General features: G+C 36.1%; 21 protein-coding genes and 3 tRNA genes. 17 read left to right on the top strand and 7 right to left on the bottom strand.

What is annotated here, in order from left to right; genetic code table 11:
- Nucleotides 1-4 precede the first annotated feature (4 nt).
- Nucleotides 5-1351, top strand: a complete 1347-nt coding sequence (mtaB, locus tag ABJ974_RS12715; protein ID WP_419868617.1) for a tRNA (N(6)-L-threonylcarbamoyladenosine(37)-C(2))-methylthiotransferase MtaB — start codon at nt 5-7, stop codon at nt 1349-1351.
- Nucleotides 1352-1405: 54 nt separating this feature from the next.
- The gene (locus tag ABJ974_RS12710; protein ID WP_419868616.1) at nt 1406-2920 is read left to right on the top strand and encodes an FMN-binding glutamate synthase family protein; all 1515 of its coding nucleotides are present in this window, start codon (nt 1406-1408) and stop codon (nt 2918-2920) included.
- A 63-nt stretch (nt 2921-2983) separates the two neighbouring features.
- Here ABJ974_RS12710 and ABJ974_RS12705 read toward each other — a convergent pair whose 3' ends face one another.
- Nucleotides 2984-3748 carry a hypothetical protein gene (locus ABJ974_RS12705; protein WP_419868615.1) on the bottom strand — a complete coding sequence of 255 codons (765 nt, stop codon included), beginning with the start codon at nt 3746-3748 and terminating at the stop codon, nt 2984-2986.
- Nucleotides 3749-3802: 54 nt separating this feature from the next.
- Between ABJ974_RS12705 and ABJ974_RS12700 the strand changes: the two genes are divergently transcribed.
- Nucleotides 3803-4240 carry an RNA-binding S4 domain-containing protein gene (locus ABJ974_RS12700; RefSeq protein ID WP_419868614.1) on the top strand — a complete coding sequence of 146 codons (438 nt, stop codon included), beginning with the start codon at nt 3803-3805 and terminating at the stop codon, nt 4238-4240.
- Here the strand turns inward: ABJ974_RS12700 and ABJ974_RS12695 are convergent.
- Complete coding sequence (locus tag ABJ974_RS12695; RefSeq protein ID WP_419868613.1) at nt 4235-4750, bottom strand: shikimate kinase; 516 nt, start codon at nt 4748-4750, stop codon at nt 4235-4237. The two genes, ABJ974_RS12700 and ABJ974_RS12695, sit on opposite strands and share 6 nt — an antisense overlap.
- 118 nt (nt 4751-4868) lie before the next feature.
- Between ABJ974_RS12695 and ABJ974_RS12690 the strand changes: the two genes are divergently transcribed.
- From ABJ974_RS12690 to ABJ974_RS12680, 3 genes are all read left to right on the top strand, one after another.
- Nucleotides 4869-4941 (top strand) — tRNA-Lys (locus ABJ974_RS12690).
- Between the two features lie 32 nt (nt 4942-4973).
- Nucleotides 4974-5056, top strand: a tRNA-Leu gene (locus ABJ974_RS12685).
- A gap of 30 nt (nt 5057-5086) precedes the next feature.
- Nucleotides 5087-5159 (top strand) — tRNA-Lys (locus tag ABJ974_RS12680).
- Between the two features lie 187 nt (nt 5160-5346).
- Here ABJ974_RS12680 and panC read toward each other — a convergent pair.
- Nucleotides 5347-6195 (bottom strand): pantoate--beta-alanine ligase, encoded by an 849-nt coding sequence (gene panC, locus ABJ974_RS12675; protein WP_419868612.1) that lies wholly within the window; start codon nt 6193-6195, stop codon nt 5347-5349.
- 164 nt (nt 6196-6359) lie between these two features.
- Here panC and ABJ974_RS12670 point away from each other — a divergent pair, with 164 nt between their 5' ends.
- The 8 genes from ABJ974_RS12670 (at nt 6360) to ABJ974_RS12635 (ending at nt 16562) form a co-directional block, all read left to right on the top strand.
- Complete coding sequence (locus ABJ974_RS12670; protein WP_419868611.1) at nt 6360-7130, top strand: glycogen/starch synthase; 771 nt, start codon at nt 6360-6362, stop codon at nt 7128-7130.
- An 11-nt stretch (nt 7131-7141) separates the two neighbouring features.
- The gene (locus tag ABJ974_RS12665) at nt 7142-8713 is read left to right on the top strand and encodes a DUF4270 domain-containing protein (RefSeq protein ID WP_419868610.1); all 1572 of its coding nucleotides are present in this window, start codon (nt 7142-7144) and stop codon (nt 8711-8713) included.
- A gap of 24 nt (nt 8714-8737) precedes the next feature.
- Entirely contained in the window at nt 8738-10591 is a 1854-nt protein-coding gene (gene glmS / locus ABJ974_RS12660; protein ID WP_419868609.1) for a glutamine--fructose-6-phosphate transaminase (isomerizing), read from the top strand.
- A gap of 108 nt (nt 10592-10699) precedes the next feature.
- Entirely contained in the window at nt 10700-12112 is a 1413-nt protein-coding gene (gene porK / locus ABJ974_RS12655) for a T9SS ring complex lipoprotein PorK/GldK (protein ID WP_419868608.1), read from the top strand.
- 52 nt (nt 12113-12164) lie between these two features.
- Complete coding sequence (gene porL, locus ABJ974_RS12650) at nt 12165-12863, top strand: type IX secretion system motor protein PorL/GldL (RefSeq protein ID WP_419868607.1); 699 nt, start codon at nt 12165-12167, stop codon at nt 12861-12863.
- A gap of 53 nt (nt 12864-12916) precedes the next feature.
- On the top strand, nt 12917-14509 hold the full coding sequence (gene porM / locus ABJ974_RS12645) for a type IX secretion system motor protein PorM/GldM (protein ID WP_419868606.1): 1593 nt from the start codon (nt 12917-12919) through the stop codon (nt 14507-14509).
- Nucleotides 14510-14532: 23 nt separating this feature from the next.
- A complete protein-coding gene (gene porN / locus ABJ974_RS12640; RefSeq protein ID WP_419868605.1) occupies nt 14533-15471 on the top strand; it encodes a type IX secretion system ring subunit PorN/GldN in 939 nt (312 codons plus the stop codon).
- Between the two features lie 56 nt (nt 15472-15527).
- A complete protein-coding gene (locus ABJ974_RS12635; protein ID WP_419868604.1) occupies nt 15528-16562 on the top strand; it encodes an NAD(P)/FAD-dependent oxidoreductase in 1035 nt (344 codons plus the stop codon).
- A 511-nt stretch (nt 16563-17073) separates the two neighbouring features.
- Here the strand turns inward: ABJ974_RS12635 and ABJ974_RS12630 are convergent.
- The 4 genes from ABJ974_RS12630 to ABJ974_RS12615 form a co-directional block, all read right to left on the bottom strand.
- Entirely contained in the window at nt 17074-18474 is a 1401-nt protein-coding gene (locus tag ABJ974_RS12630; protein ID WP_419868603.1) for a tetratricopeptide repeat protein, read from the bottom strand.
- A 229-nt stretch (nt 18475-18703) separates the two neighbouring features.
- Complete coding sequence (locus tag ABJ974_RS12625; RefSeq protein ID WP_419868602.1) at nt 18704-19135, bottom strand: META domain-containing protein; 432 nt, start codon at nt 19133-19135, stop codon at nt 18704-18706.
- Nucleotides 19136-19162: 27 nt separating this feature from the next.
- Nucleotides 19163-19543, bottom strand: a complete 381-nt coding sequence (locus ABJ974_RS12620) for a hypothetical protein (protein ID WP_419868601.1) — start codon at nt 19541-19543, stop codon at nt 19163-19165.
- Nucleotides 19544-19768: 225 nt separating this feature from the next.
- Nucleotides 19769-21067: a hypothetical protein gene (locus ABJ974_RS12615; RefSeq protein WP_419868600.1), complete on the bottom strand. Its 1299-nt coding sequence runs from the start codon at nt 21065-21067 to the stop codon at nt 19769-19771.
- Between the two features lie 463 nt (nt 21068-21530).
- Here ABJ974_RS12615 and ABJ974_RS12610 point away from each other — a divergent pair, with 463 nt between their 5' ends.
- The 3 genes from ABJ974_RS12610 to ABJ974_RS12600 all read left to right on the top strand — a co-directional run bounded on the left by ABJ974_RS12610 (nt 21531) and on the right by ABJ974_RS12600 (nt 24209).
- The gene (locus tag ABJ974_RS12610) at nt 21531-22523 is read left to right on the top strand and encodes an AraC family transcriptional regulator (protein ID WP_419868599.1); all 993 of its coding nucleotides are present in this window, start codon (nt 21531-21533) and stop codon (nt 22521-22523) included.
- Between the two features lie 81 nt (nt 22524-22604).
- On the top strand, nt 22605-22994 hold the full coding sequence (locus ABJ974_RS12605) for a hypothetical protein (RefSeq protein WP_419868598.1): 390 nt from the start codon (nt 22605-22607) through the stop codon (nt 22992-22994).
- Between the two features lie 132 nt (nt 22995-23126).
- A complete protein-coding gene (locus tag ABJ974_RS12600) occupies nt 23127-24209 on the top strand; it encodes an efflux RND transporter periplasmic adaptor subunit (protein WP_419870973.1) in 1083 nt (360 codons plus the stop codon).
- Nucleotides 24210-24212: the final 3 nt, after the last annotated feature.

Raw genomic sequence — 24212 nt, 5'->3', positions numbered from 1 at the left:
CAAAATGTCTCAATTTCATAAAACTGCCGCGTTTCATACACTGGGCTGCAAACTAAACTTTGCGGAGACTTCCACTATTGCCAGACAATTGTCGGATGCCGGTTATGATAAGGTGAGCTTTGATGAAACAGCAGATGTCTATGTAATTAATACCTGCTCTGTGACAGAAAATGCAGACCGTGAATGTAAGCTTCATGTGAAAAGAGCCATGAAAGCCAATCCTGACGGACTCGTGGTGATCGTAGGCTGCTATGCCCAGCTAAAGCCGGAAGAAATTTCCCAGATCGAAGGCGTTGATCTTGTACTGGGGGCCAAAGAAAAATTCAATATTCTCAGCTATCTTGACGATGTCCGGAAAACAGACACGGAAGGGATTGTCCACTCCTGTGAAATTGAAGAAGCTGACTTTTTTATCGGAAGTTATTCGATAGGAGACCGTACCAGGGCCTTTCTTAAAGTACAGGACGGATGCGACTATAAATGTACCTATTGTACCATTCCTTTAGCCAGAGGAATTTCCCGTTCCGATACCATCCAGAATGTTTTGAAAAATGCAAGTGAAATAGCACAAAGAGACATTAAGGAGATCGTTCTTACCGGAGTCAATATCGGAGATTACGGAAAAGGGGAATTCGGAAATAAAAAGCACGAGCATACTTTCCTTGATCTTATTTCCGAGCTCGATAAAGTAGACGGTATTGAGAGAATACGTATTTCTTCTATTGAACCCAATTTATTAAAAGACGAAAGTATAGAGCTTGTTTCTAAAAGTAAAAGCTTTGTCCCTCACTTTCATATACCGTTACAGTCGGGAAGCGATGATTTGCTGAAAAAAATGAAGCGCCGTTATTTGACCAGGCTGTACAAAGACAGAGTTAATAAAATTCGGGAAGTAATGCCGGATGCAGCAATAGGAGTAGATGTTATTGTTGGATTTCCGGGGGAAACCGAGGAAAAATTTATGGAAACCTATCATTTTCTGAATGATCTTCCTATTACTTATCTCCATGTTTTCACCTATTCGGAAAGAGAGAATACGGAAGCCGTGGAAATGGAAGGAGTAGTTCCTGTGGCAGAAAGAAAAAAACGCAATAAAATGCTTAGAATCCTGTCTGAAAAGAAGAAAATGGCATTTTATCAGACCCAGCTTGGGAAAACCCTTCCCGTACTTTGGGAACACGAAAATAAAGATGGAAAAATGTTTGGCTTTACCGAAAATTATGTACGGGTTCAAAAAGACTTTGATCAGAACTCTGTCAACCGGATCGAATTTCTGAATTTAGAAAAAATACTGTCAGATGGCACGGTTTCTGTGCAATCTTCTTACGAAAGTTTTTTAGCAAAGGCGTAGGCTTATTGCAAAATTTCTACTAAATTTATTTTTAACATTAAATATCAAGTTCTTATGAGAGATAAGTTTTTATCTTGGGGAATTGTTTTAGTAATTGCTACATGGATAATAGCATTACTTATTAAAACACATTATTGGATTCCGATCCTTTTAACTTCAATTTATGCATTAGGAGTTTATAACGCCTATCAGACGAAACATGCTATTTTGAGAAACTTTCCGGTTTTAGGGTATTTCAGGTATTTTTTTGAAGATATCTCTCCGGAAATGCAGCAGTATTTCATTGAAAGGGAAACCGACGGAAAGCCATTTCCGAGACATCAGCGTTCTGCAGTATACAGAAGGGCTAAAAACCTGAGTGATACGGTGGCTTTCGGAACACAACTAGAAGTAAATCAAAGGAAATATGAAGGAATTAAGCATTCCATTTATGCTAAATCCCCGGCAGAAGAACTTCCGCGTGTATGGGTAGGAGGAGAACAATGTACTCAGCCTTATCATGCTTCCTTATTTAATATTTCGGCTATGAGTTTTGGTTCATTGAGTGACAGGGCTCAGATTTCATTAAACAGAGGAGCAAAAAAAGGGAATTTTTACCATAATACCGGAGAAGGAGGAATTTCTCCCTACCATTTGGAAGGAGGAGATTTATGCTGGCAGATTGGAACCGGATATTTTGGATGCAGGGATGATGAGGGTAAATTTAATCCTGAATTATTTACTAAATATTCTAACCTCCCGAATGTTAAAATGGTTGAAATAAAACTTTCACAGGGTGCAAAACCAGGACATGGAGGAGTACTGCCGGGAGTAAAAAATACGCCGGAGATTGCCAAGATCCGTCACGTCACACCGGGAATGACTATTATTTCCCCACCATCCCATTCCGCATTTTCCGATGCAGCAGGATTATTGAAATTTGTACAGCATCTGCGGGAGCTTTCGGGTGGAAAACCTGTAGGCTTTAAACTTTGTATCGGAGACACGAAGGAATTTGAAGATATCTGTGTACAGATGAACGTATTGAAAATTTATCCTGATTTTATCACTATTGATGGTGCAGAAGGAGGAACCGGTGCTGCTCCCCCTGAATTTTCTGATGGAGTGGGAATGCCTTTGGAGCCTGCTTTGATCTTTGTAAACAGAACGCTTAATAATTATAATCTAAGAAAGAAATTAAGAGTGATAGCCAGTGGAAAAGTTCTTACCAGCCTGGATATTTTAAGAGCGATAGCCATGGGTGCGGATATGTGTAATAATGCAAGAGGTTTTATGTTCTCTTTAGGCTGTATTCAGGCGTTACGATGTAATTCCAATAATTGTCCTACAGGAGTGGCTACTCAGGATAAAATGCTGATTAAAGGACTGGATATTACCGATAAAAGTGAAAGAGTATATCATTTCCATAAAAATACTTTGCATACCTGTAATGAGCTTATTGCAGCAGCAGGCCGAAGTTCTTATGAAGAAGTGGATGCCAGTATGTTTATGAGAGGAGATGAGTTTGATCATCTGTCGGATTTATATTTCCCTGATATTTTAGGCAATGTAAAACAGAAATCGAGGTAAGATTAAGATAAAAAAAAATCGCATCAGGCTTAACTGATGCGATTTTTTTATGCTGTTTTTATTTTATTTCTGAGCGTCTGTTCGTGTCTTGGCATCGTACAATTGGAAATTGAAGATGAAAGTCATATTTCTGAATGAAACTCCATTATAGTTATAGTGTGAATCTCTTGCAAATGCTGCTCTGGAAGGAACGATAATTACTCCCTGTAAATTATACGGATCTCCATTGGCTTTATCAACGAAAGACTGGAAATAGGATAATCCTTCCTGGAATCCTTCTATCTCATAGTAGCTTCTTTGCTTTGCAGCATCTGTAGTAGCAGCTTCCAAAATAGCTTCTTTTACATAATAATAAATAGGATCTGTAGTAGGAGAACCGGAAGAGCTTGTTCCGTTAATGGTATTTACAAGATCAGCACTTGTTAAGAAAGAAACATTTCCATCTGTGCTGCCGGCAAGATTATAGCTCATTCTTACCATCATTTTAATAACATCTTTATAAACCCCGGTTTCTAAGGTTTTTCCTTCTCCTGTTGCAGGCTGTGCTCCATCTCTTTTGATGTAAATAACACCGGAAGGTAGGGTTACAGGACTCAGGTCCGCTAATTTTGTTTCATTATCATCAGAATCATCTGAACTGCTAAAGGCTTTTATATTTCCCTGCGCATCTAAATAGTTCTCATTAAGGAATTTTTGGATGGCCTGATCGTCATAGGTGTTTTGTACCGCTATATCTTCCGGCTCTACATAAGTAGATTCATCATCATCACTTTTACATGCAGCAAAACACAAGGATCCTGCAAGGATATATAAAAATATTTTTTTCATTTCAAAAACTTTAATTACTTTACAGATAATATAACGGCAAAAGTAAAAAAAAATATGAGAATAGATAAATTTTTATGGAGTATTCGTTTCTATAAGACCAGAAGTATTGCTGCGGAAGAGATAAAAAAGAACAGGGTTTCAATCGGGGAATCTACAGTGAAGTCTTCTAAAGAAGTGAAGGAAGGAGATGTGATCAAGGTCCGTAAAAATCAAATCGACTATAAAATTAAAGTAATCCAGATCCCCAAAAGCCGTATCGGAGCCAAGCTCGTTCCGCTGCACATTAAGGATGTTACGGATAAAGAACAGTATGAACTTTTAAAGCTCAGGAAGATGTCCCAGGATTATTACAGAATCAAAGGAGAGGGGAGACCTACTAAAAAAGACAGGAGGGACATGGACGAATATGTGGAAAATGACATTACCTCCGATTTTACAGATTGGGATGATTTTTTCGGTGAAAGTGATGAAGCGGAAGAAGAGGAATTATAAATTCAGCTTTTCAATAATTTCATTGACAATTTCTTCGGGCTCTCTGGAGTCTGTTACTACCTGAAATTGAGATTTATTGTAGAATTCATTTCTTTCAAAAAGATGTTTAGCTATAAATTCAGGGAGATTTTCATCGGAAATATGAGCGATTAAAGGTCTTTTTTCTTTCTGCTTTGAAAGTCTTTCTGATAAAGTGGATATAGAAGCTCTGAGGAAAATGGTTTTAGAATTTTGATTGATGATTTCCATATTGTTGTAATACACCGGAGTTCCGCCACCAAGGCTTAATATAATATTTTGCTGTGAGGCCAAAAGCTCTTCCAAAATCTCTCTTTCAAGCTTTCTAAAATACAATTCTCCTTTTTTTTCGAATATTTCAGGAATAGTTAATTTATTCCTTCTAGAAATCTCTTTATCGAGGTCAATTAATTCAAAATTTATTTTTTCGCTTAAAATTTTGGAAATGTGAGTTTTACCACTACCCATGTATCCTATCAGGGAAATAATCATAATATTTTTTTGAACAAATTTCCGAAAAAGTTTTGAGAAATTAAAAAAAGCCTTATCTTTGCACCACTTAAAACGAGAGACATTACGCAAGTAATTGAGTATCGAAATATAAGTGGCCGACCTGGTAGCTCAGCTGGTAGAGCAATACACTTTTAATGTATGGGTCCTGGGTTCGAATCCCAGCCAGGTCACTAGCAAAAGTTCATAAGAAATTATGTTTTTTGCCTGCGTGGTGAAATTGGTAGACACGCCATCTTGAGGGGGTGGTTTCCTAAGGATGTGCTGGTTCGAGTCCAGTCGCAGGCACTGCAAAAAAATTGAATAAACATTATTCAAGACCTGGTAGCTCAGCTGGTAGAGCAATACACTTTTAATGTATGGGTCCTGGGTTCGAATCCCAGCCAGGTCACAAGTTTACTGAAAAGTAAATTTTTTTCATATTAATATTTTGTGATTTGGTGTTTCAAAGGCTTCCCTCAGGAGGCCTTTGATTTTTTTATGTCTCTTAACAGCATTTTTATAGATTTAAAATATCGGACAAAAAAACGTCACCTTCAGGCAACGTTTTATATTGAGATAAATCTTTTCTGATTTTGCTAGTCTAAGTGCATATTGTCAATCAGCCTTACGCCATCCACCACCACCACGATGAATGCCCGGAAATTTTTGTCTTTATAAAAGAAGTCGGTTTCCTTTAAAGTATCTTCATCCGCGATAAGGAAATACTCCAGTTGCATTCCGCGCTGTTCATCAATGATATCGGCGACTCTTTCTTTTATTTCCGGAATAGTGATTACCCTGAACCAGTCATTCACCTTTATTAAAGTTTCGTAAATAATCTTTGCAGCTTCTCTTCTTTCTTCAGATAATCTTTGGTTTCTGGAGCTTAAGGCCAATCCGTTGTCGGCTCTGTAAATAGGAACCCCTTTTATTTTGATAGGCAGTTTTTTCTTTTCCACCATTTTTTTGATAATGGCCAGCTGTTGATAGTCTTTTTCACCAAAATAGGCATTATCCGGCTGTACCTGTCTGAAAAGTTCTTCTACAACGGTTCCTACACCGTCGAAATGTCCGGGTCTGGATTTTCCTTCCATTTCATTTTCCAATCCGTCAAAATCGTAATGTTGGCTTTCTGTTTTTTCAGGATAAATATCCGTTACTTCGGGAATGTAAACCGCATCCACTAATCCGGATTTTTCCAGAATGAGAATGTCTCTTTCCATATTGCGGGGATATTTTTCTAAATCTTCAGCATTATTGAACTGGGTAGGATTCACAAATATTGATGAAATCACCAGGTCGTTTTCCTTTCTTGCTTCCTCGTAAAGGGAAAGATGCCCGTTGTGCAGGGCGCCCATCGTAGGAGCAAAGCCGATCCTTTTCCCCATTTCTTTATTTCTTTCTACAAAATCCAGAAGGTTTTTTTTATTCTTTAGAACTTCCATATTTTATTTTATACTATTCAAAAATACTAAATATCGCATAATAAAATGTAGTTTTAATAATTTGGTCTTCGGAATTATCGTAAAAAAATGTTAATTAAAATAATGTTGGATGTTTTTTTGTAATTTTGCACATTAAGCGTTTTTTAAATTTAGATAGAAATTATATGCCGAATCAGAAGATACTGTACATTACTACAGAGATGTATCCATATCAGGAAGACACAAATATGGCTGCAGTGGTCAACAAAATGGCACTTAAAATGCACAATGAAGGCAATGATGTAAGAGTTTTTATGCCAAGATTTGGACAGATAAGTGAGCGAAAATTCCAGCTTCACGAGGTGATTCGCCTTTCTGGGATGAATATCATAATTAATGACCTGGATCAGCCATTGATTATAAAAGTAGCTTCTCTTCCGGGAGAGAGACTTCAGGTTTATTTTATTGATAACGAAGAATATTTCAAAAGAAAGCAGTATTACTTTGATGATGAAGGAAATGCATTCGATGATAATGACGAAAGAGCCATTTTCTTTGCAAGAGGAGTCATTGAAACAATAAAAAAACTGAACTGGGTACCGGATGTTATCCATTTGAATGGATGGATGGCTTCATTTATTCCCATTTATCTTAAAACTTATTATAAGTCTGATACTTACTTTAAAGATGCCAAGATTGTTCTTTCTTTATACAATGAGAAAGATGCCGGCTTGAATAAAAATGTAGGTGAAAAATTGCAGTTTGACAATATTTCAGGATTAAAAGCGTTAGATAATCCAAGTTTCCAGAGTTTTGTAATTGAGAGTATGAACTACGTAGATACGGTAGTGAAGGGAGATGAGTTTTTGAATGAAGATTTCGATAAAGCTTTCAATGAAACAGAAACTCCAAAATCAGAGTATCTGGATGTAGACTCTATAAATAAACTTTATTAAACACATTTTTAATGATTCATACTATTAAAAGGACTTTAGCCATATTCAGTTTGGTTATTTTTGGGAGTGTATTGCTTTATAATTGTGAACCTGATCCCGATTCTTTAGGAGAGCAGTTGTTTTTGGATGGAGCTGCCCAGGGAAATGAAAAATCTTTTGATCTTATAGCCTACAATATCAATAATAATGACAGTATCAGAAGTGATGCATCAAGATTGTACTCTGACTATTACGGAGGAACTTCAAGAGCAGTGCTTGGAGCCTTTACGGAAGGACAATTCGGTATGCAGAAAGCTTCTTATCTGACTCAGCTGAGATTGCCTACATACAGTCCTGACTTTGGAACTAATGCTGCAGTTGATTCTGTTGTTTTAGTAATAAAGCCCACTTATGCCAGTGATTCGGTAACTACAACTACCAATGAAGATTACATATATCCGGACGGAAATGTTGCTGCTAAAAAAGTAGTAAGCACTTATCCTGCCCTTAAATATGGAAAGGCTAAAAAGAGTTTAACAATCAGAGTACACGAAGTTACAGACTTCCTGAATGGTCCTGCAGATGCTGCCTATTCCAATAAAGTTTATAACTATTCTACGGATTTAGGATCGAAAGTTTTTGATGGAAAAGTAAATACGGTAGCCATCACTAAAGATGAAGACGAATCTTCTATATATACTTCAAGTGCGGTAGGTTTCAGAATTCCTTTAAGCTCAAGCTTTTTCCAGAGCAAAATTATTGCTATGCAGGATAAAACCGAGCTTCAGGATGTTTCCAACTTTATCAGATATTTTAAAGGGTTAAGAATTTCCGTGGATGAAACGGACGGTTACTTATTCCAGTTCTCTCCAAATGATATGGAGCTGATCATGTATTATAAATATGACAATACAGACTCTGACGGAAATACAACACGAACACAGACCAGCTATAATTTTGCTTTAGGATCTGCCAATGCTCACATCGGACAGTATGAATACAACAGAGCCGGTACCCCATTAGCTACAGCTTTGGCTTCAAGTAATACTACCACTGGTGATACCAGATTATATATGCAGGGAATGGGTGGCCCTTCCATCGGAGTGAAAATTCCGGATACGGCTATTGATGAACTTAAGCAATTATATCAAAATGATAAAGCTGCTATTATAAGTGCACGTATCAGAGTATATACAGATGCAACAGCATGGAGTAACAGCTATGTGAAGCCTTCCTTATTTACTGTTGTGCAGGCCACTAAAGGTACAGATAAAGATACTTTTGAATTACCTGTTGACTTAACCAGTGGATTGGTGTCAATCTCTTCTTACTTTAAAACTTATGATCTGGATAAAAATCCTGCTTATTATGATTTTATAATCACCAAAACAGTAAAAGATATTGTTGAAGCGGAAGCAAGTAATACAGATAAATATATTAAAATTGATATGGGAAGTTTTGTTTACAGCTCTAATACTTTGGTAGCTTTACAAGGGTATAATTATACTACGAGAGCAAATACCAGGGACCGAGCGGTATTTATAGGAACGGATCCTAACAGTGCAAACAAAATTCAGTTAAAGGTTATTTACGGAACAAAATAAAAAAATTAAAACACTATATAAATTATGTGCGGAATTGTTGGTTATACAGGATTTCAGGATGCCTATGATGTTGTAATAAATGGACTTAGAAGGCTTGAATACAGAGGATATGACAGTGCAGGAATTGTATTAGAAAGTCCAAGCAATGCATTTGAAGTTGAAAAAACGAAAGGGAAGGTTGATGATCTTGTTGCTATTTCTGGCCAATTGAAGAATACGGCTAAATTTGGAATGGGACATACACGTTGGGCTACACACGGAGTACCAAGTGATAGAAATTCTCACCCGCATTTGTCTAATAATGGTAAAATAGCTATTGTACATAACGGTATCATTGAAAATTATGATACTATCAAAACCATGCTTATAGAAAAAGGCTTCTCCTTTAAATCAGAAACAGATACTGAAGTTTTGGTAAACCTTATTCAGTATTTCATGGATGTGAATAAAGAGATTGATTTTCCAACGGCTGTAAGATATGCTCTTAACGAAGTGTATGGAGCTTATGCCGTTACGGTAATGCATGAAGATTATCCGGGAGTATTGGTAGTAGGCAGATTAGGATCTCCTTTGGCAATAGGTATTGGAGATAAGGAATATTTTATCGCTTCAGATGCTTCTCCGTTTGTAGAATTTACAAAAGAAGCTATCTATCTGGAAGAAGGTCACATGGCTACAATTTCTCTTGAGAATGGAGTAGACATCCGCACCATTAAAGATAACTCTAAAATTCAGCCTGAGATCCAGGAACTGAAATTAAGCCTGGAACAGATTGAAAAAGGCGGATACGAACATTTCATGCTTAAAGAAATTTTTGAACAGCCTAAATCTGTTCATGATACCATGAGAGGAAGACTCATTGTTGATGAAGGAGTAATTAAAATGGCAGGTATCTGGGATCATGTGGAAAGATTCAAAAATGCCAATAGAATTATTATTATCGCATGTGGTACTTCATGGCATGCAGGACTTATCGGTGAATATCTTATCGAGGAGTATGCAAGAATTCCGGTGGAAGTGGAATATGCTTCTGAATTTAGATACAGAAATCCGATTATTACCGATAAAGATGTGGTAATTGCCATCTCTCAGTCAGGAGAAACTGCTGATACAATGGCTGCATTGAAGCTGGCTAAAGAAAAAGGAGCCTTTATTTACGGAATTTGTAACGTTGTGGATTCTTCTATTGCGAGAATTACAGATGCCGGATCTTATACCCATGCCGGACCGGAAATTGGAGTGGCTTCTACAAAAGCATTTACTGCACAGCTTACGATCCTGACTTTAATTGCATTTAAATTAGGGAAACATAACGGTAATTTAGGAAATGCTGAATTTATGAGCTTAATTTCCGAGCTTGATGCTATTCCAAAGAAAATAGAAGATGTTTTAAATACGACTCACGAACTGGTTCAGAATATAGCGAAAGACTTTGTAAGTGCTACAAACTTCCTTTATCTTGGAAGAGGGTACAACTATCCTGCCGCTTTGGAAGGAGCATTAAAGCTTAAAGAAATTTCCTATATTCACGCAGAAGGATATCCGGCTGCAGAAATGAAACATGGTCCTATTGCTTTAATAGATGAGAACATGCCGATTGTTATTATTGCACCTAAAAAAGGTCATTATGATAAGATTGTAAGTAATGTTCAGGAGATTAAAGCCAGAAAAGGAAAAGTTATAGCAGTAGTGAATAAAGGAGACCAGCAGGTAAGTGCTATGGCAGACTATGTGATAGAAATTCCTGAAACGTCTGAATGCTTCTCTCCGATTGTAGCATCAGTTCCTTTACAGTTGTTAGCATATTATATTGCAGTTTACAGAGGTGCAAATGTGGATCAGCCGAGAAACCTGGCAAAATCTGTAACTGTAGAATAAAAATTTGTTGCAAATAAAATAAATTTAGATTTCTTTCGTTATTTCAAAAAAAATCTTAAAAGTTTCTTAAAAAAATTATATATTTACGGCTTAATTATAAAAATTAACATGAAAAGGATATTTCTTTTATTATTATCTGCGTCGGTAGCATCGGTATCTTGTTCAGGTGGTGGAGCTTCAGTAGGGAAACCCGGAACAAAAGGAGAATTGATACCAAAAGAAAAAACGAAATCATTTGTTGCAGAAAGGCCATACGGAATGGTGGCTATCCCTGCTGGATCATTTATCTTAGGATTAGCAGATCAGGATATGACAAATACTCCTGAGAAAGCGTCGTTAAAAACCGTTACAGTTTCTTCCTTCTTTATGGATGAAGCTGAAACTACTAATGCAGAATACAGGGTATTTATCAATTATGTAAGAGATTCTATCGCGAGAACTTTATTAGCTGAAGCTGCCGGAGAAGGTGGTGAAGGTGGTGGTAGAGGAACCGGCATAGGAGATTATGCATACCTTGCAAAGAAAGAAGAAAACCTAACTCCTTATCAGGAATATCTGGAAAGTCAGGGAGGAAGAGATGGAGCCTACGATGAGACTAAAAGATTGGACTGGAAAATTCCATTGCATTGGAATACATCAAAATATCCTGATGTAGAATATGCTGAAGTACTTGAATCCATGTACTTACCAGCTTCTTCCAGAATGGGGAACGAAAGAATTTTAGACGTTAGTAAACTTAAATATACTTACCAGTGGGGAGATATGGATGCTGCTCTTGCTGACAATGAAAGAGGTATCAACTACCTTAAAAGTGCAAGCATCGCTATCTATCCAGATACAACCGTTTGGGTTAAAGATTTCCACTTTGCCTATAACGAACCTTTGTTTGAACAGTATTTCTGGCATAAAGCCTACAAAGATTATCCTGTAGTAGGGGTAACCTGGGATCAGGCAAGAGCTTACTGTAATTTCAGATCTAAATTGAAAACAGATTACAACGAAAGCTTAAAAAGAAAAAAACAGAGACCAATGCAGTTCCGTTTACCTACAGAGGTGGAGTGGGAATATGCAGCAAGAGGTGGTATGCAGAACGCAACTTACCCTTGGGGAGGTCCTTATCTGATGGATGACAGAGGTTGCTACTTAGCTAACTTTAAGCCTAAGAGAGGTAATTATATGGAGGACGAGAAAAAAGGTACTTATACATATACAGCTCCAGTTAAGAAATTTAAGAAAAATGGATTTGGATTGTTTGATATGGCTGGAAATGTTTCTGAATGGACAGAATCTTCTTACAATAACTCTTCATACGCATTCTCTTCTACATTGAATCCTTCTACCAAAGACAAGGTTGATACAAAAAAATCTGTAAGAGGTGGATCTTGGAAAGATATAGGATATATGCTGATGACAGGAGCCAGAGATTGGGAAAGAAAGGATTCGGCCAGAAGTTATATCGGATTCAGAACTGTACAGGATATTCCTGAAGCAGCTGTTAAACCAAAAAGAGTTAACAGATAATAACACTAAATAATTTTTCAACAATTTTTAACATTAAAAAAAACTAAAATATATGTTTAAGACTAAAGATGCTTGGATGAATTTCTTCTATTCGTTCGGTGCTGCGATTGTAATTCTTGGAGCTTGGCTTAAAATTACTCACATTAATTTGGGGCCTATCAGTGGTAACGTTGCTCTTACAGTAGGGCTTATTACAGAAGCTATTATTTTCATTATTTTCGCTTTTGACCCACCAAAAACTGAAGAATCTTATGCTTGGGAAAATGTATATCCGGAATTATTAGATAAACATGCTAATCCTAATCCATTACACTCAAATGTGTCTTCTAAAAATAATAATGTAACAGCACAATTTGCAGAACTGGAAAACTCCCTTTCCGGCAAATTAGATAAAATGCTTGAAGATGCTAAACTTGATGTTCAGTTATTCGAAAGATTAAGAACAGGAATTGATAAGTTTTCAAGTTCGGTAGACCAGATCAATCAAACTGTTGATGTTTCTGCTTCTACTCATAAATATAATGACCAGCTCAATAAAGCTGCACAGCACATGGAAAGTATGAATGCTTTATATGCAATGCAGTTGGAAAATGGTCAGAAACAAGCAGACTTTGCTAAGAAATATGTAGAAGATATGCAAAAGTCAGCTGAGCAATCAGAAAAATTCAACCAGGAATTACAAGGTTTAACGTCTAACTTAAACAACTTAAACAGAGTTTATGGTGGTATGTTAACTGCTATGAAGTCTTAATTTCCAACCCATTTCTAATTTAAACTATTTAACAAAAAACTAAAGAAAAGAGAATGGCACAAGGAAAACAGACTCCACGTCAGAAGATGATCAACCTGATGTATCTGGTGTTCATTGCTATGATGGCACTCAATATTGACGCAGAAATCATCCGGTCATACTATGACTCTACAATATCTCTGAAAGATACCCGTTTACTCACAGAACAGAAAAATGAGGATATCTTTGAGAAAACTTTGGAAGCTAAGGCTCAGCAGGTACCTGATACCTATGCCCAGCCTTGGGAAAATTACAAAGTTTTAAAGGAAAAAATCAATGCATTGGTTACTCATGCGGATCAGATTAAAGATCAATTAAAAAAAGAATCTGAATTTGTTGAGAAAGATCCTAAAACAGGAAAACTTATCGATGTAAGTGAAAACTTTTCCGCACTTAACAATAACGAAGCTACTACAAAATACTTCTTTAAAGACGGAGATGAGAACTCTCCTTCAAAAGGAGCTGATGCTTTAAAAGCTAAAATTGATGAAGTTAGAAACTACATCAACGCGACTTTTGGAAATAATCCGCAATTGGCTAAATTAGTATCCAGAGCTAATAAATCTTTGGTTGCTGAATATGCTAAAGGACAATCTCCGAATGAGAAAACTTGGTTACAGAATAAATTTTATCACCAACCGCTGATCGCTGCATTATCCAATCTGGAAATTATTCAGAATGATGCGAGAAACGTTCAGTCCGATGCATTGGCATTATTGCTTCAGGAAAAGGTAGATGCAAGTATCAAATTTACAAGCTATGAACCAATCGTTTCCGGACCTGTAGATATTCAGGCAGGTAAACAGGCTGAAGTGAAAGTAATGCTGGGTACTTATTCTAACAGTAATAAGATTAACATTACCGGAGTGAGCAGACAGGAGAACGGAAAAGGAATTATTCCAATTACAGGTTCCGGTATCGGTGAACATAAACTAAATGGTACCATTACCTTAACGGATGCTTCAGGTAAACCGCAATCTTTCCCTTGGACTCATACCTATAATGTAATTGCAGGACCAAGAGAAGTAAAACTTGAAAAAGGACTTTTACTTTCTGCTGATAAGATGAATGTAATGTATAGAGGACTTGATAATCCTGTTTCAGGATCCATATTAGGTGCTGATAATTCTAAACTTTCATTATCCGCTCCGGGAGCTTCCGTAAGAAGTTCAGGTGCCGGTAAGTGGATTGTAAGACCTACATCAGGAAATACAGTAAGATTAACATTGTCCGGAACTGATCCGTATGGTAAAACAGTTTCCCAGGTGTTTGAATATAGAATTAAAAATGTACCTCCGCCACAAGGTCAGATGAGAGGGAAAAATGTACTTTCTATGCCGGCAACTTCGGTTCCGAACCAGTCCGTACAGGCAGCTATTCCTGATTTTGATTTCCCAGTTACATTTAACGTTACCGGATTTATGGTAAAAGTACCGGGTAGAGCAGGATTACTGATTTCCGGAAGCTCATTGAGTGAAGCGGCAGCATTAACGAGAAACCTGAGAGCGGGCGACGTAGTGTATATCTATGATATTAAAGCGACAGCTACCGGTCTGGATGGTCAAATTGTTAAAAATATATCTCCTATTGTTATTAACATACAATAAGATTAAATACTTAAAATTACATTATGAAAAAATATATTAGCAGTTTTTTAGTATTAGTTTCAGGGTTTGCATTGGCCCAGACTATTCTAAATGCTTCCTCTCCAGAAGAGTTTAGAAGAATGAGAGCTGAGTCTATGAAGAAAGTGGGAGATACTGTTATTAGTAACAAAGTAACACCTCTTGAATATGGTTTCGTAGATGAAAAGGACATTTTAAAAAGTATGTTTGTATGGGAGGTTATTGATATGAATGACAGAATTAATCAGCCATTCTATTATGACAATCCGGACGGACTGCTTTCCACTACTACAAGATCACTATATCAGCTATTGTTGGATGCAGCATTATCTGGTAATATCACCGAAGTTTATGATGATGAGAACCTTACCATGAAATTATCACCGGAAGGGATTCAGAAAAGACTTGAAGCAGTACAGATTGATGACGCTGCCATCGATATCCTGAACTCAGGACGTCAGCTTACAGAACAGGAAAAATTAGAATATACCGACCATATTAAAACGACTACCGATAAAGTAAAAGTTCTTAAAATTATGGGAATGTGGTTTATTGATAAGAGAGACGGGCAAATGAAATACAGACCGCTTGCCATTGCTGCAATGGGACCAGATCCATCCATCCAGGGAAAAATTGGACCTGATGGAATGCCTTTGGCAGGAGCAGATGAGCTTATCGACCTGTTCTGGATCTATTATCCAAGTGCAAGAGAAATTCTGGCGAACAATTATGTATTCAACAGAAAGAACTCTTCAGCAGATCTGTCTTTTGATGACCTGATTAATGCAAGAAGATTTTCTTCAGTAATTTATAAATCTTCATCAGGCCTTGGAGACGGTGTAATTAAAGATTACATCCCGAAAGATGCCGAAGATCAGCTGGAAGAAAGCGAAAGAATCAAAGAACAGATTCTTCAAATGGAAAACGATATGTGGAATTATTAAGCATTTCACTTGATAGTTATAGAAAACCTGAGTACTTTTACTCAGGTTTTTTTATTATGAGAAAAGTAGATTATATCATTGTAGGGGATGGATATGCAGCTTTATTTTTTGCACATCAGTTAATTAAGAACGGAAAGACCTTCATCCTTTATTCGGAGGGGAAGAAGAGTGCTTCTCAGGTTTCAGCGGGTATAATAAATCCCGTGGTACTTAAGAAGTTTACGACATTTTGGAAAGCTCAGGAACAAATCATTTTTCTTAAGCAGACCTTAAAGGAAATAGAAGAGTATACCCATCAGAACTATTTGATTGATGCTCCTATCCATAGAATATTTCATGATGAAAATGAACAGAATCTGTGGCTTAAAAAATCAGATAATGAAGAATTATCAGCATTTTTAAATCAGGATTTTAAAACGCTGGATGTGGTTAAAAATCCATTTAAAACAGGAAGAGTTAACCAGTCTGCCAGATTGGAAGTAAATTCCTTTTTTGACAGCTTATTCGCTTATTTGGGGGCTAATTCTCAGCTGATCAAAGAACGATTTGACTATACCTTATTAAATCCTGAAGAAAACAGCTATAAAGATATCGGTTTTAGCCATATTCTATTCTGTGAAGGCATGGGGGTAAAATTGAATCCTTACTTTTCGGATATTGAAGTACGGCCCAATAAAGGGCATCATATCAAAGTAAGCCTTTCCACACCGGTTCAGGAAAAAATAACCATTAAGAAAAAACATTTTTTATTTTCCATGGAAAATAATCTCTATTTCTATGGTGGAACTTATGACAGGGATCAATTGGGCGATCATATAGACAATTCTGCAGTAGAACAGTTGTATAACGGATTATCAGAATTTTACCCTTATGATTTCGAAATTAAAGAAACTGCTGTTGGTTTCCGTCCTACCGTGAAGGACCGACGTCCCATTATAGGAAGACATCCCGAACACAGCAATTTATATGTTTTTAATGGGCTGGGAGCCAGAGGAATTCTGAACGGTTGTTATTTCTCAGAAAAACTTTATAGCTTTATTGAAAATAATATGCCTTTGCCGGAAGAAGTTTCTTTACAGAGATTTTCATAAAAAAAAGAGGATGCAAATAGGCCGGCAGATTGGGATGAGTTTCTGTTTATGGCTTATTTGCAATCCTACTTCAATTTACTTACTTACCTTTTTTGAAGATTTAAATTCAAATAAATTAATAAATAAATTTTAAACTAATCGGATCATATTATTTTCATCAAAGACAAAAATTCTTTTTATATTATACATAGAACTTATGCAGGGTTCTATGGTAACAATCTTTTAAAAAGTGAGCGGTTTTTAACAAATCGCCCACTGTTAAAATCCTTATTAGGGAACAAAATTTGTGTTTTTACTTACTTGCATATGTTGAAACAAATATAATCTCATTTCTGTAAAAAAGTACTACTGCAATTTTACTTCATTGAATTAACTTATTGATTATTAATTTTTTGTAATTTTTTAAGAGTGTTTTTGAGGAGGTAATTAAAAGATTAATTCACCATGCAAAAGTGAATTTTTATTAAGGTTTTTATAAATTGATTGACGAATGGATAAAACGGATTATTGTTTATAAATCCATCATCCATTTATTGAGGTCGATATCTGAAGAAAGACTTAATTTTTTCCGTAGCCTGTATTTTCGGGATTCGATGGTTCGTACCGAAATATTTTTATATTTCGCTATGGTCTTGGTAGAAAGATTCATTCTCAAAAAAGCACAAAACTTGATGTCATTAGCCGTAAGATGAGGATATTGGGTGGTTAGCCGTTCATAGAAATCCGGGTACACCTCTTTAAAACGCGTAAGAAAAAAAGGATCATTATGCATGGCCAACTTTGAAAGTTCTTCGAAAGCTGCATTCAGTTTGCTTTTTAACTCATCAGTCTCATGAATTGTTTCGATAAGAATTTCGTCTTTTTGTTTTTGTTTTTTCAGGTATTTGGTCCCCAGCACTATCAAGACGAAGATTAAAACAATCATGGTGGAAGCAAACAGGGCGAAAAACTTATTCCGCTGTTCCTTTTCTTTTTTTGTTTCTTCCTGTATAATTTTATCTATCGGGATAGCAAGCGCTTCCTTTTCAGATTTGATGATGCTATCCGAAATGACAATATATTTTTCGAGATATTCGTTCTTCTTTTCTGTATTATTCAGACTTTTATATGTATCGGAAATAAACTTATAAGCATTTTTAATATCATCTTTACGGTTAAGCTGCTCAGATATTTTTAACGATGAAAGATAAAACTCTAAAGCTTTTTCATAATTTCCCTTTTTCGTGTAGAGTTTACCAAACCCCATAAGGGTCATTGATTTCTGATAAGGGCTCCTGTAGCCGTTCGGAAGGTTGGCCGCTTTATTCAGATAGAATTCAGCAGAATCCAGTTTTTTATTTTTTATTTGCTGCTCAGCAATATGAACATAAGTTAAAGGCTGTGGAGAAAGAGTCAGCCGTTTTTTTTGATAGAAATTGATGGAATCGCTATTAGGCTGGGAACTTTCAAAATTATTTATTTTCCAGGTATAAAGAACATACAGGTATCTTTCTTTTTTTTTGTTGTCTTCAATTTGGTGAGCATAGAAGATCGCCTTGCTGAGGGTAGAATTGGATTGTTCCAATAGCCCCAAGGAAGTGTAATTCCGGCCATAAATGGCATAGAGTTTTGCGTTAAGGGTGGAACTGGTATTTTTATCCATTTTATTTTCCGCCCTTTCCAGATAAAGTAAACTCTCTTTATAGCTGTGTAAATTCCATAATAAGCTTCCAAGGTTAATATAAGCGTTGATCAGGTTTTCCGTAGCATTTTGCTTTTCATAGCCTTTAATGGCTTTTTTATTGAGATTGATGCTTTCTTTGATTTTGCCTTCCAGTCGCATCTTTTCTGTTAAACTGTCAAGCTCATCAATACTTTGGGCATTCAGGGGGATTATAAGGAAGAAAAATAAAATGTAGAATATTTTTTTCATACAATAAACGGTTTCGCATTGCAAAAATAAATTTTATGATAGATTTATCCGTTCTTATTTTGAATAAAAATACTATTATTTATTTATTCTCAATGTAAATTATCTTTTTATGGCAAAAATTGAAGATTAAATTTGTTAGCACATTTTATAACTCACAGAAAGAAAGCACTTTTACTTCTGTAAAAGTGCTATGTAATAAATATATGTATAAGTTTAAAAATGGAGTAAATTATTTTTGCAGAATAAATTTTGCTAAGGTTGCCATTCGTGCTTTATTGAGAGATAGGGTGTCTCCCTTAAGAGAATAGTTATCGGCATGTAAAATAGCATCTGTAAATAATTTTTCGGTCTCCAGATCGTTGCAGGCAATCATGGTAGAAATTCCCTGGTTGAATTTGATGCGGTTGACATCTGGTGAGATTTCAAACGTTCCGCTGATTCCATTGCATCCTCCATGCCCGGTATATCTCTTCTCTGCTTTATCAAGTGAGAAGTAGGGAGTATTGGATTGAGATGCCACGGCTTGTCCTCTTACTTCGATCAGTTTCCAGGTTTTTCCGGTGATGTCATTAGAACTTTGTTTGGATACATGATTGCTTTTGCATGAAAGAGCCATTAATCCAATGCTTGATACGGCGATGTAATAAAATAAGTTCTTCATAGTAAGAATATTAGAAGTTAATAGTTGTTATTTTGATGCAGACAGCTTGGAGGGACTTACTTTAGTATGGAAGAGAACCATATTGATGTCTTTTTTTAAAAGAGTAATATCTCCCTTTATATTAGAATACTGATATAGCTCATTGGTGGCAGTAAATTCCGGCAGAACATCACTTTTCTTAAGCTCAAAAGTTTTGTCGTTGAGATGTACAACTACCGTATTTTTGGTTTTATTGATGCTTACTTCCATTTTATCTCCATAATCATCAACGAAAAAACTCTTTTCGATTTCATCCGTCTGAATAGGAGCCACTACAGCTACTTCAGTATCTTTTCCCGTATGAGTACAGGATATAATAACCAGAGCAATAGAGGTGCTCACAAAGAGAGATAGTAATAATTTTTTCATTAGGGACAAGTTTATGTGTTTTCGTTATCAATAAGCAAAATTACAAATATTTGTAATTTTAACTGTTAAATTTCTATAAATTAACTAGGAGTTAGTTTAAAAACTTTATTTCTCTTAAAAGGTTTATTTCCCTTAAAAATGAAAAAAAAGTATAGGAACAGGATAGCAAATGCTATTCCATTATCCTATACTCTTAATATTAGAATATTTAATTCTAATTTATTTCTAATACAATCTCTGAATTGAAATATAGATTCTTCTGAAATTATCGGTATCCGTTGCAGTATCATTATTATCCACATTAGGGAAATAATATACTCGGTACCATTTGTCATCCAGGGAAATGTCCATGGTCAGTACCTCCTGGCTGCTGCTTCCCGTACTGGTTGTCGCTGCACTTCCTCCGCTGCTTGTCAATTGATTCGCTCCGTAGTTTAAGTAGATACCGTTATCAAGATTTACCCATCCTCCATTGGCCGCCAATACGATATTGGCTCCATTCATTCTGTCCACATTGGTCAGAGCTGAGAACCAGATTTTCACTGGAGAACCTGAAATATTTACTAATCTAGGATTGAAAGATACTGTACCGGCTCCTCCGTTGGCACTGCCAGTCAGGTATCCGTCCAGTCTTATTTTTCCACCCAGGATAGGAAGATCGGTAGCATAGTTATTGAGCCAGTTGGTAGCAATAGTACCATCAGCACCGCCACCACCGATGGAAGCATCGATATTAGGGGTTTTATAATAAACAAGATCTCCTAATGCAATACCATCTCCTGCTCCGATAACCGCACTACAGGTCTGGCCACCAATAGTCACATCAAAAGTAGTAGTATCGGGAGAAGTAACGGTTGGGGTTCCTGTGATCGTATAGCTTAAAGTACCGGCACCATAGGCGAAATTCCCAGCTGCTAAGGTAGCGGTAAGTCCATTGATAGGACCCAGAGTCTGAGCTTCATAGGTTCCTCCGTTACCTCCTGTGTAAGGAATGGTCATTACTCCGCTATAAGGTGTTCCTGCTACATAAGAATCCGGTGTTAAAGAGACTCCGTTACAGGTAATAGCCCCCACAGTTCCGGGAGCCAGGGAACGCCCGTCCAACGCTCTCCATTCCGAACCGTTCCAGAAAACATATCCGGTATAGGTAAAAGTGGAAACAGTTCCCAGGTTATATACCAGTAAACCTACTGCAGGATTCGCAATAGTGGCTGTATCTGTAATAGATGTTAAGGCAACCCTTGGTCCTAAAAACCCTTTTTTACTTCCGTCAGCTAATTCGCTTACATTCATTTCTAAGATAGAAGAAGGATCAGGAGTGGTAGTTCCTATTCCCACGCTTCCGGTAGTGGTCACTACAAAATCGTTAGCCTGCTGCGCTGCGCTGGGAGCACCGGTAGTAGGGTTATCCTTAGCACCATCCACATGTAAAACGGTTTGTGGATTGGTGGTGTTGATACCTACTTGTCCAAACGATAGAAATGAAAAAGAAATGAGACTTAGTGTAATTAATTTTTTCTCCATATAAAAGATTGGTTTAATTGTTTAATAAGTTTGTATTGTTGTGTAACGTGTATTTTGATAGAGTATATAGTTATTTTTAATTTCAAATTTATACTGTAAATTAATTTTTTTCACTTATTTTTGAATTATTATATGTTTTTATATGGGTGGTTTGTTGTATTTCTAATATTATATAAGAGCTTTATTATTAATATTATAAATATAATCAAAACTTATTGATTTAAATTATAATTCTTTAATTGTTTTATATGGAATTTTATTATGATATTGTATATGTAGTGAGATTTATTAATTAAATTAATGTGTTTTATGTTTTTTGATGTTTGTTTTTTACAAATTTAGTCATATTGAGGAATCAATTTTTTATTTAATCCAAACAATTTTGATTTTTCATTAATTGTTTTTCATATATTTGTTTATCAGACATATGTATAAGTCATTTTCAAAAAAAAACTGATTATTGATGAATGAGGGGATATCAATTGGGGAAATCGTAGACCTGTTAAAAAGAAAGCTTATTGCCAGATACGTGTACCTGATGTTAATTGTATTGGGACTTTATACTTTATTTTTTTATTTCATAGTTCAGGATAAATTATTTGCTTACTATACGTTAGGCTATTTCTGCATTATTTCCTACACATGGATACTCATTCATAGAAAATTTTCTATTCCGAAACTGATTCATAATCATTTGGTATTCGCTCCTCTGTTTGCATCTTTTATTATGCTCAATTTATGGAAGTACTCCATATCGAGCAGCATGTGGCTGTTGCCTGTTCCTTTAATTGCGTATATTTTTCTCAACCGGAAATATGTATTTATCTATACCTTATATGTAATAGTCATTATTTTACTTGTAAATTTTCTAACAAGTGTTTTTGAGTTTAATTATTTTAGTTTTAATACTGCGGCTTATTCGAGGTTGTCCGATACTTTTATATTTGTGACCAATATTCTTGTCATTTCATTATTGCTGTATTATAAGGATAAAATAAGAAAAGCGGAGACCAGGCAATTACTGCTAAAGCGGGAAAGCGGCGATAAAGTAGCCTCAGCAAACGGATTTCCGGATGAAGATTATGAGGAGAATAAAGAAAAGTATCAGGCTTTATTTGAAAAAATAAGAGATATAGTAGAACATCGGGAACATTTTAAAGAGACGGATTTTACCATTTCCAAACTATCTTCACTCCTTAATACCAACAGCGTTTATGCTTCTAAGGCTATTAAATACAGTGGGTATACTAATTTTACTCACTATCTTAATACCTGCAGAATCAATAATGTGAAAGAAATGATTAAAGAAAATAGCCTGGACCGGATCACTTTAATGTATATCTATACCGCATCCGGTTTTTCCAACCAATCTACCTTTAACAGAGTCTTTAAACAAATAGAAGGAATTACCCCTTCGGAATATATCAGTAACCTTGAGGAATCGGAGGAAATCTGATTTCAGATTATTTAAAGATGAGTTAAATATTGTTAATGTAGTTAATAATATTCAAATCTAAGCTTACATTTGTCCCTTCAAATGAAGGATTATATTGTATATTTTTTAACGGCCTTATTTCTATTGTTTACCGTAGAAAGTAGAGCCCATATCAATATATTACAAAATAATTCTGTTCAGCATTCCAGTCATTCCCCGAAAAGGTCGAATCGTTTAAATCAAACCTTTGAAAAAATTTCGGTCCAGCAAACGGTAGATGATGCTATGGGAAATTCTTCCCTGGAACTGGGAGAGGATGATTTTCAATTATCAGATCTCCTGCAGACCATTGCTGTTTTTGCCAGTGTTTTTACGCTGACTTATATTTTTAACTTTCTGAAATATAAGAAACTGAAACCTGTCATCCCCGGATTTATGTCCGGTTTTTCCACGGTTAAAAAATTTATTCTGATACGTTCTATCAGAATTTAAAATCCATTCTTACTTAATTTATTTCTGCTCATCCTTTGAGCGGGAGCAATTTATGTTGCCATTAGGCACACATACCATTATTACACTTTCAGTTTTACAAACATTAACGATTTATATTTAACTAGTATTATGATGAAAAGAGTAATCTCAGGCATTACGCTAAGTGCTCTCATGCTGTTTATCAGTTGTAACAGTAAAAAAGAAGAAAAAGAAGAACAGGCCGTTTATCCCGTTACCACACCATTGAAAATGGATACCGTAATTCATAAGGAATATGTGGCTCAGATCCAGTCTGTAAAGAATATAGAAATCCGTGCTCAGGAAAAAGGTTTCCTTCAGAACATTTATGTGGATGAAGGGCAGTATGTGCATGCCGGGCAAACTTTATTCCGCATTATGCCGCAGTTGTACCAGGCAGAGCTGATGAAAGCAAAAGCGGAAGTGGAACAGGCTTCCATAGAATTAAAAAATGCCAGCACACTGGCCAATAGCGATATCGTCTCCAAAAATGAGCGGGCCATGGCAAAAGCTAAGCTGGATGCAGCCAATGCAGAAATGAGATTAGCACAGATCCATTTGTCATTTACCGATATTAAAGCTCCGTTTTCCGGAATTATTAACAGGATTCCCTTGAAATTGGGAAGTCTCGTAGATGAAGGAGATTTGCTGACATCCTTATCTGATAACACCAGCATATACAGCTATTTCAATGTGTCAGAACCTGAATATTTAAATTATCAGACCCATGCCGCGGATAGAGGAAGTAATCTGGTCACTTTAATTATGGCGAATGGAGAGCCCATGCCTGAAAAAGGAGAAATTCAAAACATCGAAGGAGAATTCGATAATGAAACTGGGAATATAGCATTCAGAGCCAAGTTTCCCAATCCGGATAAACTTTTAAGAAATGGTGAAACAGGAAAGGTTCAGATGAACTTACCCCTCAAAAATGCTTTGATCATTCCTCAGAAAGCCACTTATGAAATTCAGGATCAGAAGTATGTATTTATAGTAGATAAAAATGGAGTGGTAAAATCAAAAAATATAAAGGTCGCGTATGAGCTCCCGGATATATACGTAGTTGCTTCAGGGTTGTCAGAAGGAGATAAAATTCTTTTAGAAGGAGTTCAGAAAGTAAAAGATGATCAGAAAGTCCAGACGAAATTCCAGGAACCCAGAAAAGTTATTCAATCATTGAAATTAAAAGCAGAGTAGTAG

The sequence above is a fragment of the Chryseobacterium sp. CT-SW4 genome, assembly GCF_048572715.1.
Classification (GTDB): domain Bacteria; phylum Bacteroidota; class Bacteroidia; order Flavobacteriales; family Weeksellaceae; genus Chryseobacterium.
The sequence above is the reverse complement of the archived record's forward strand: the minus strand, read 5'-3'. Positions and strand labels throughout refer to the sequence as shown.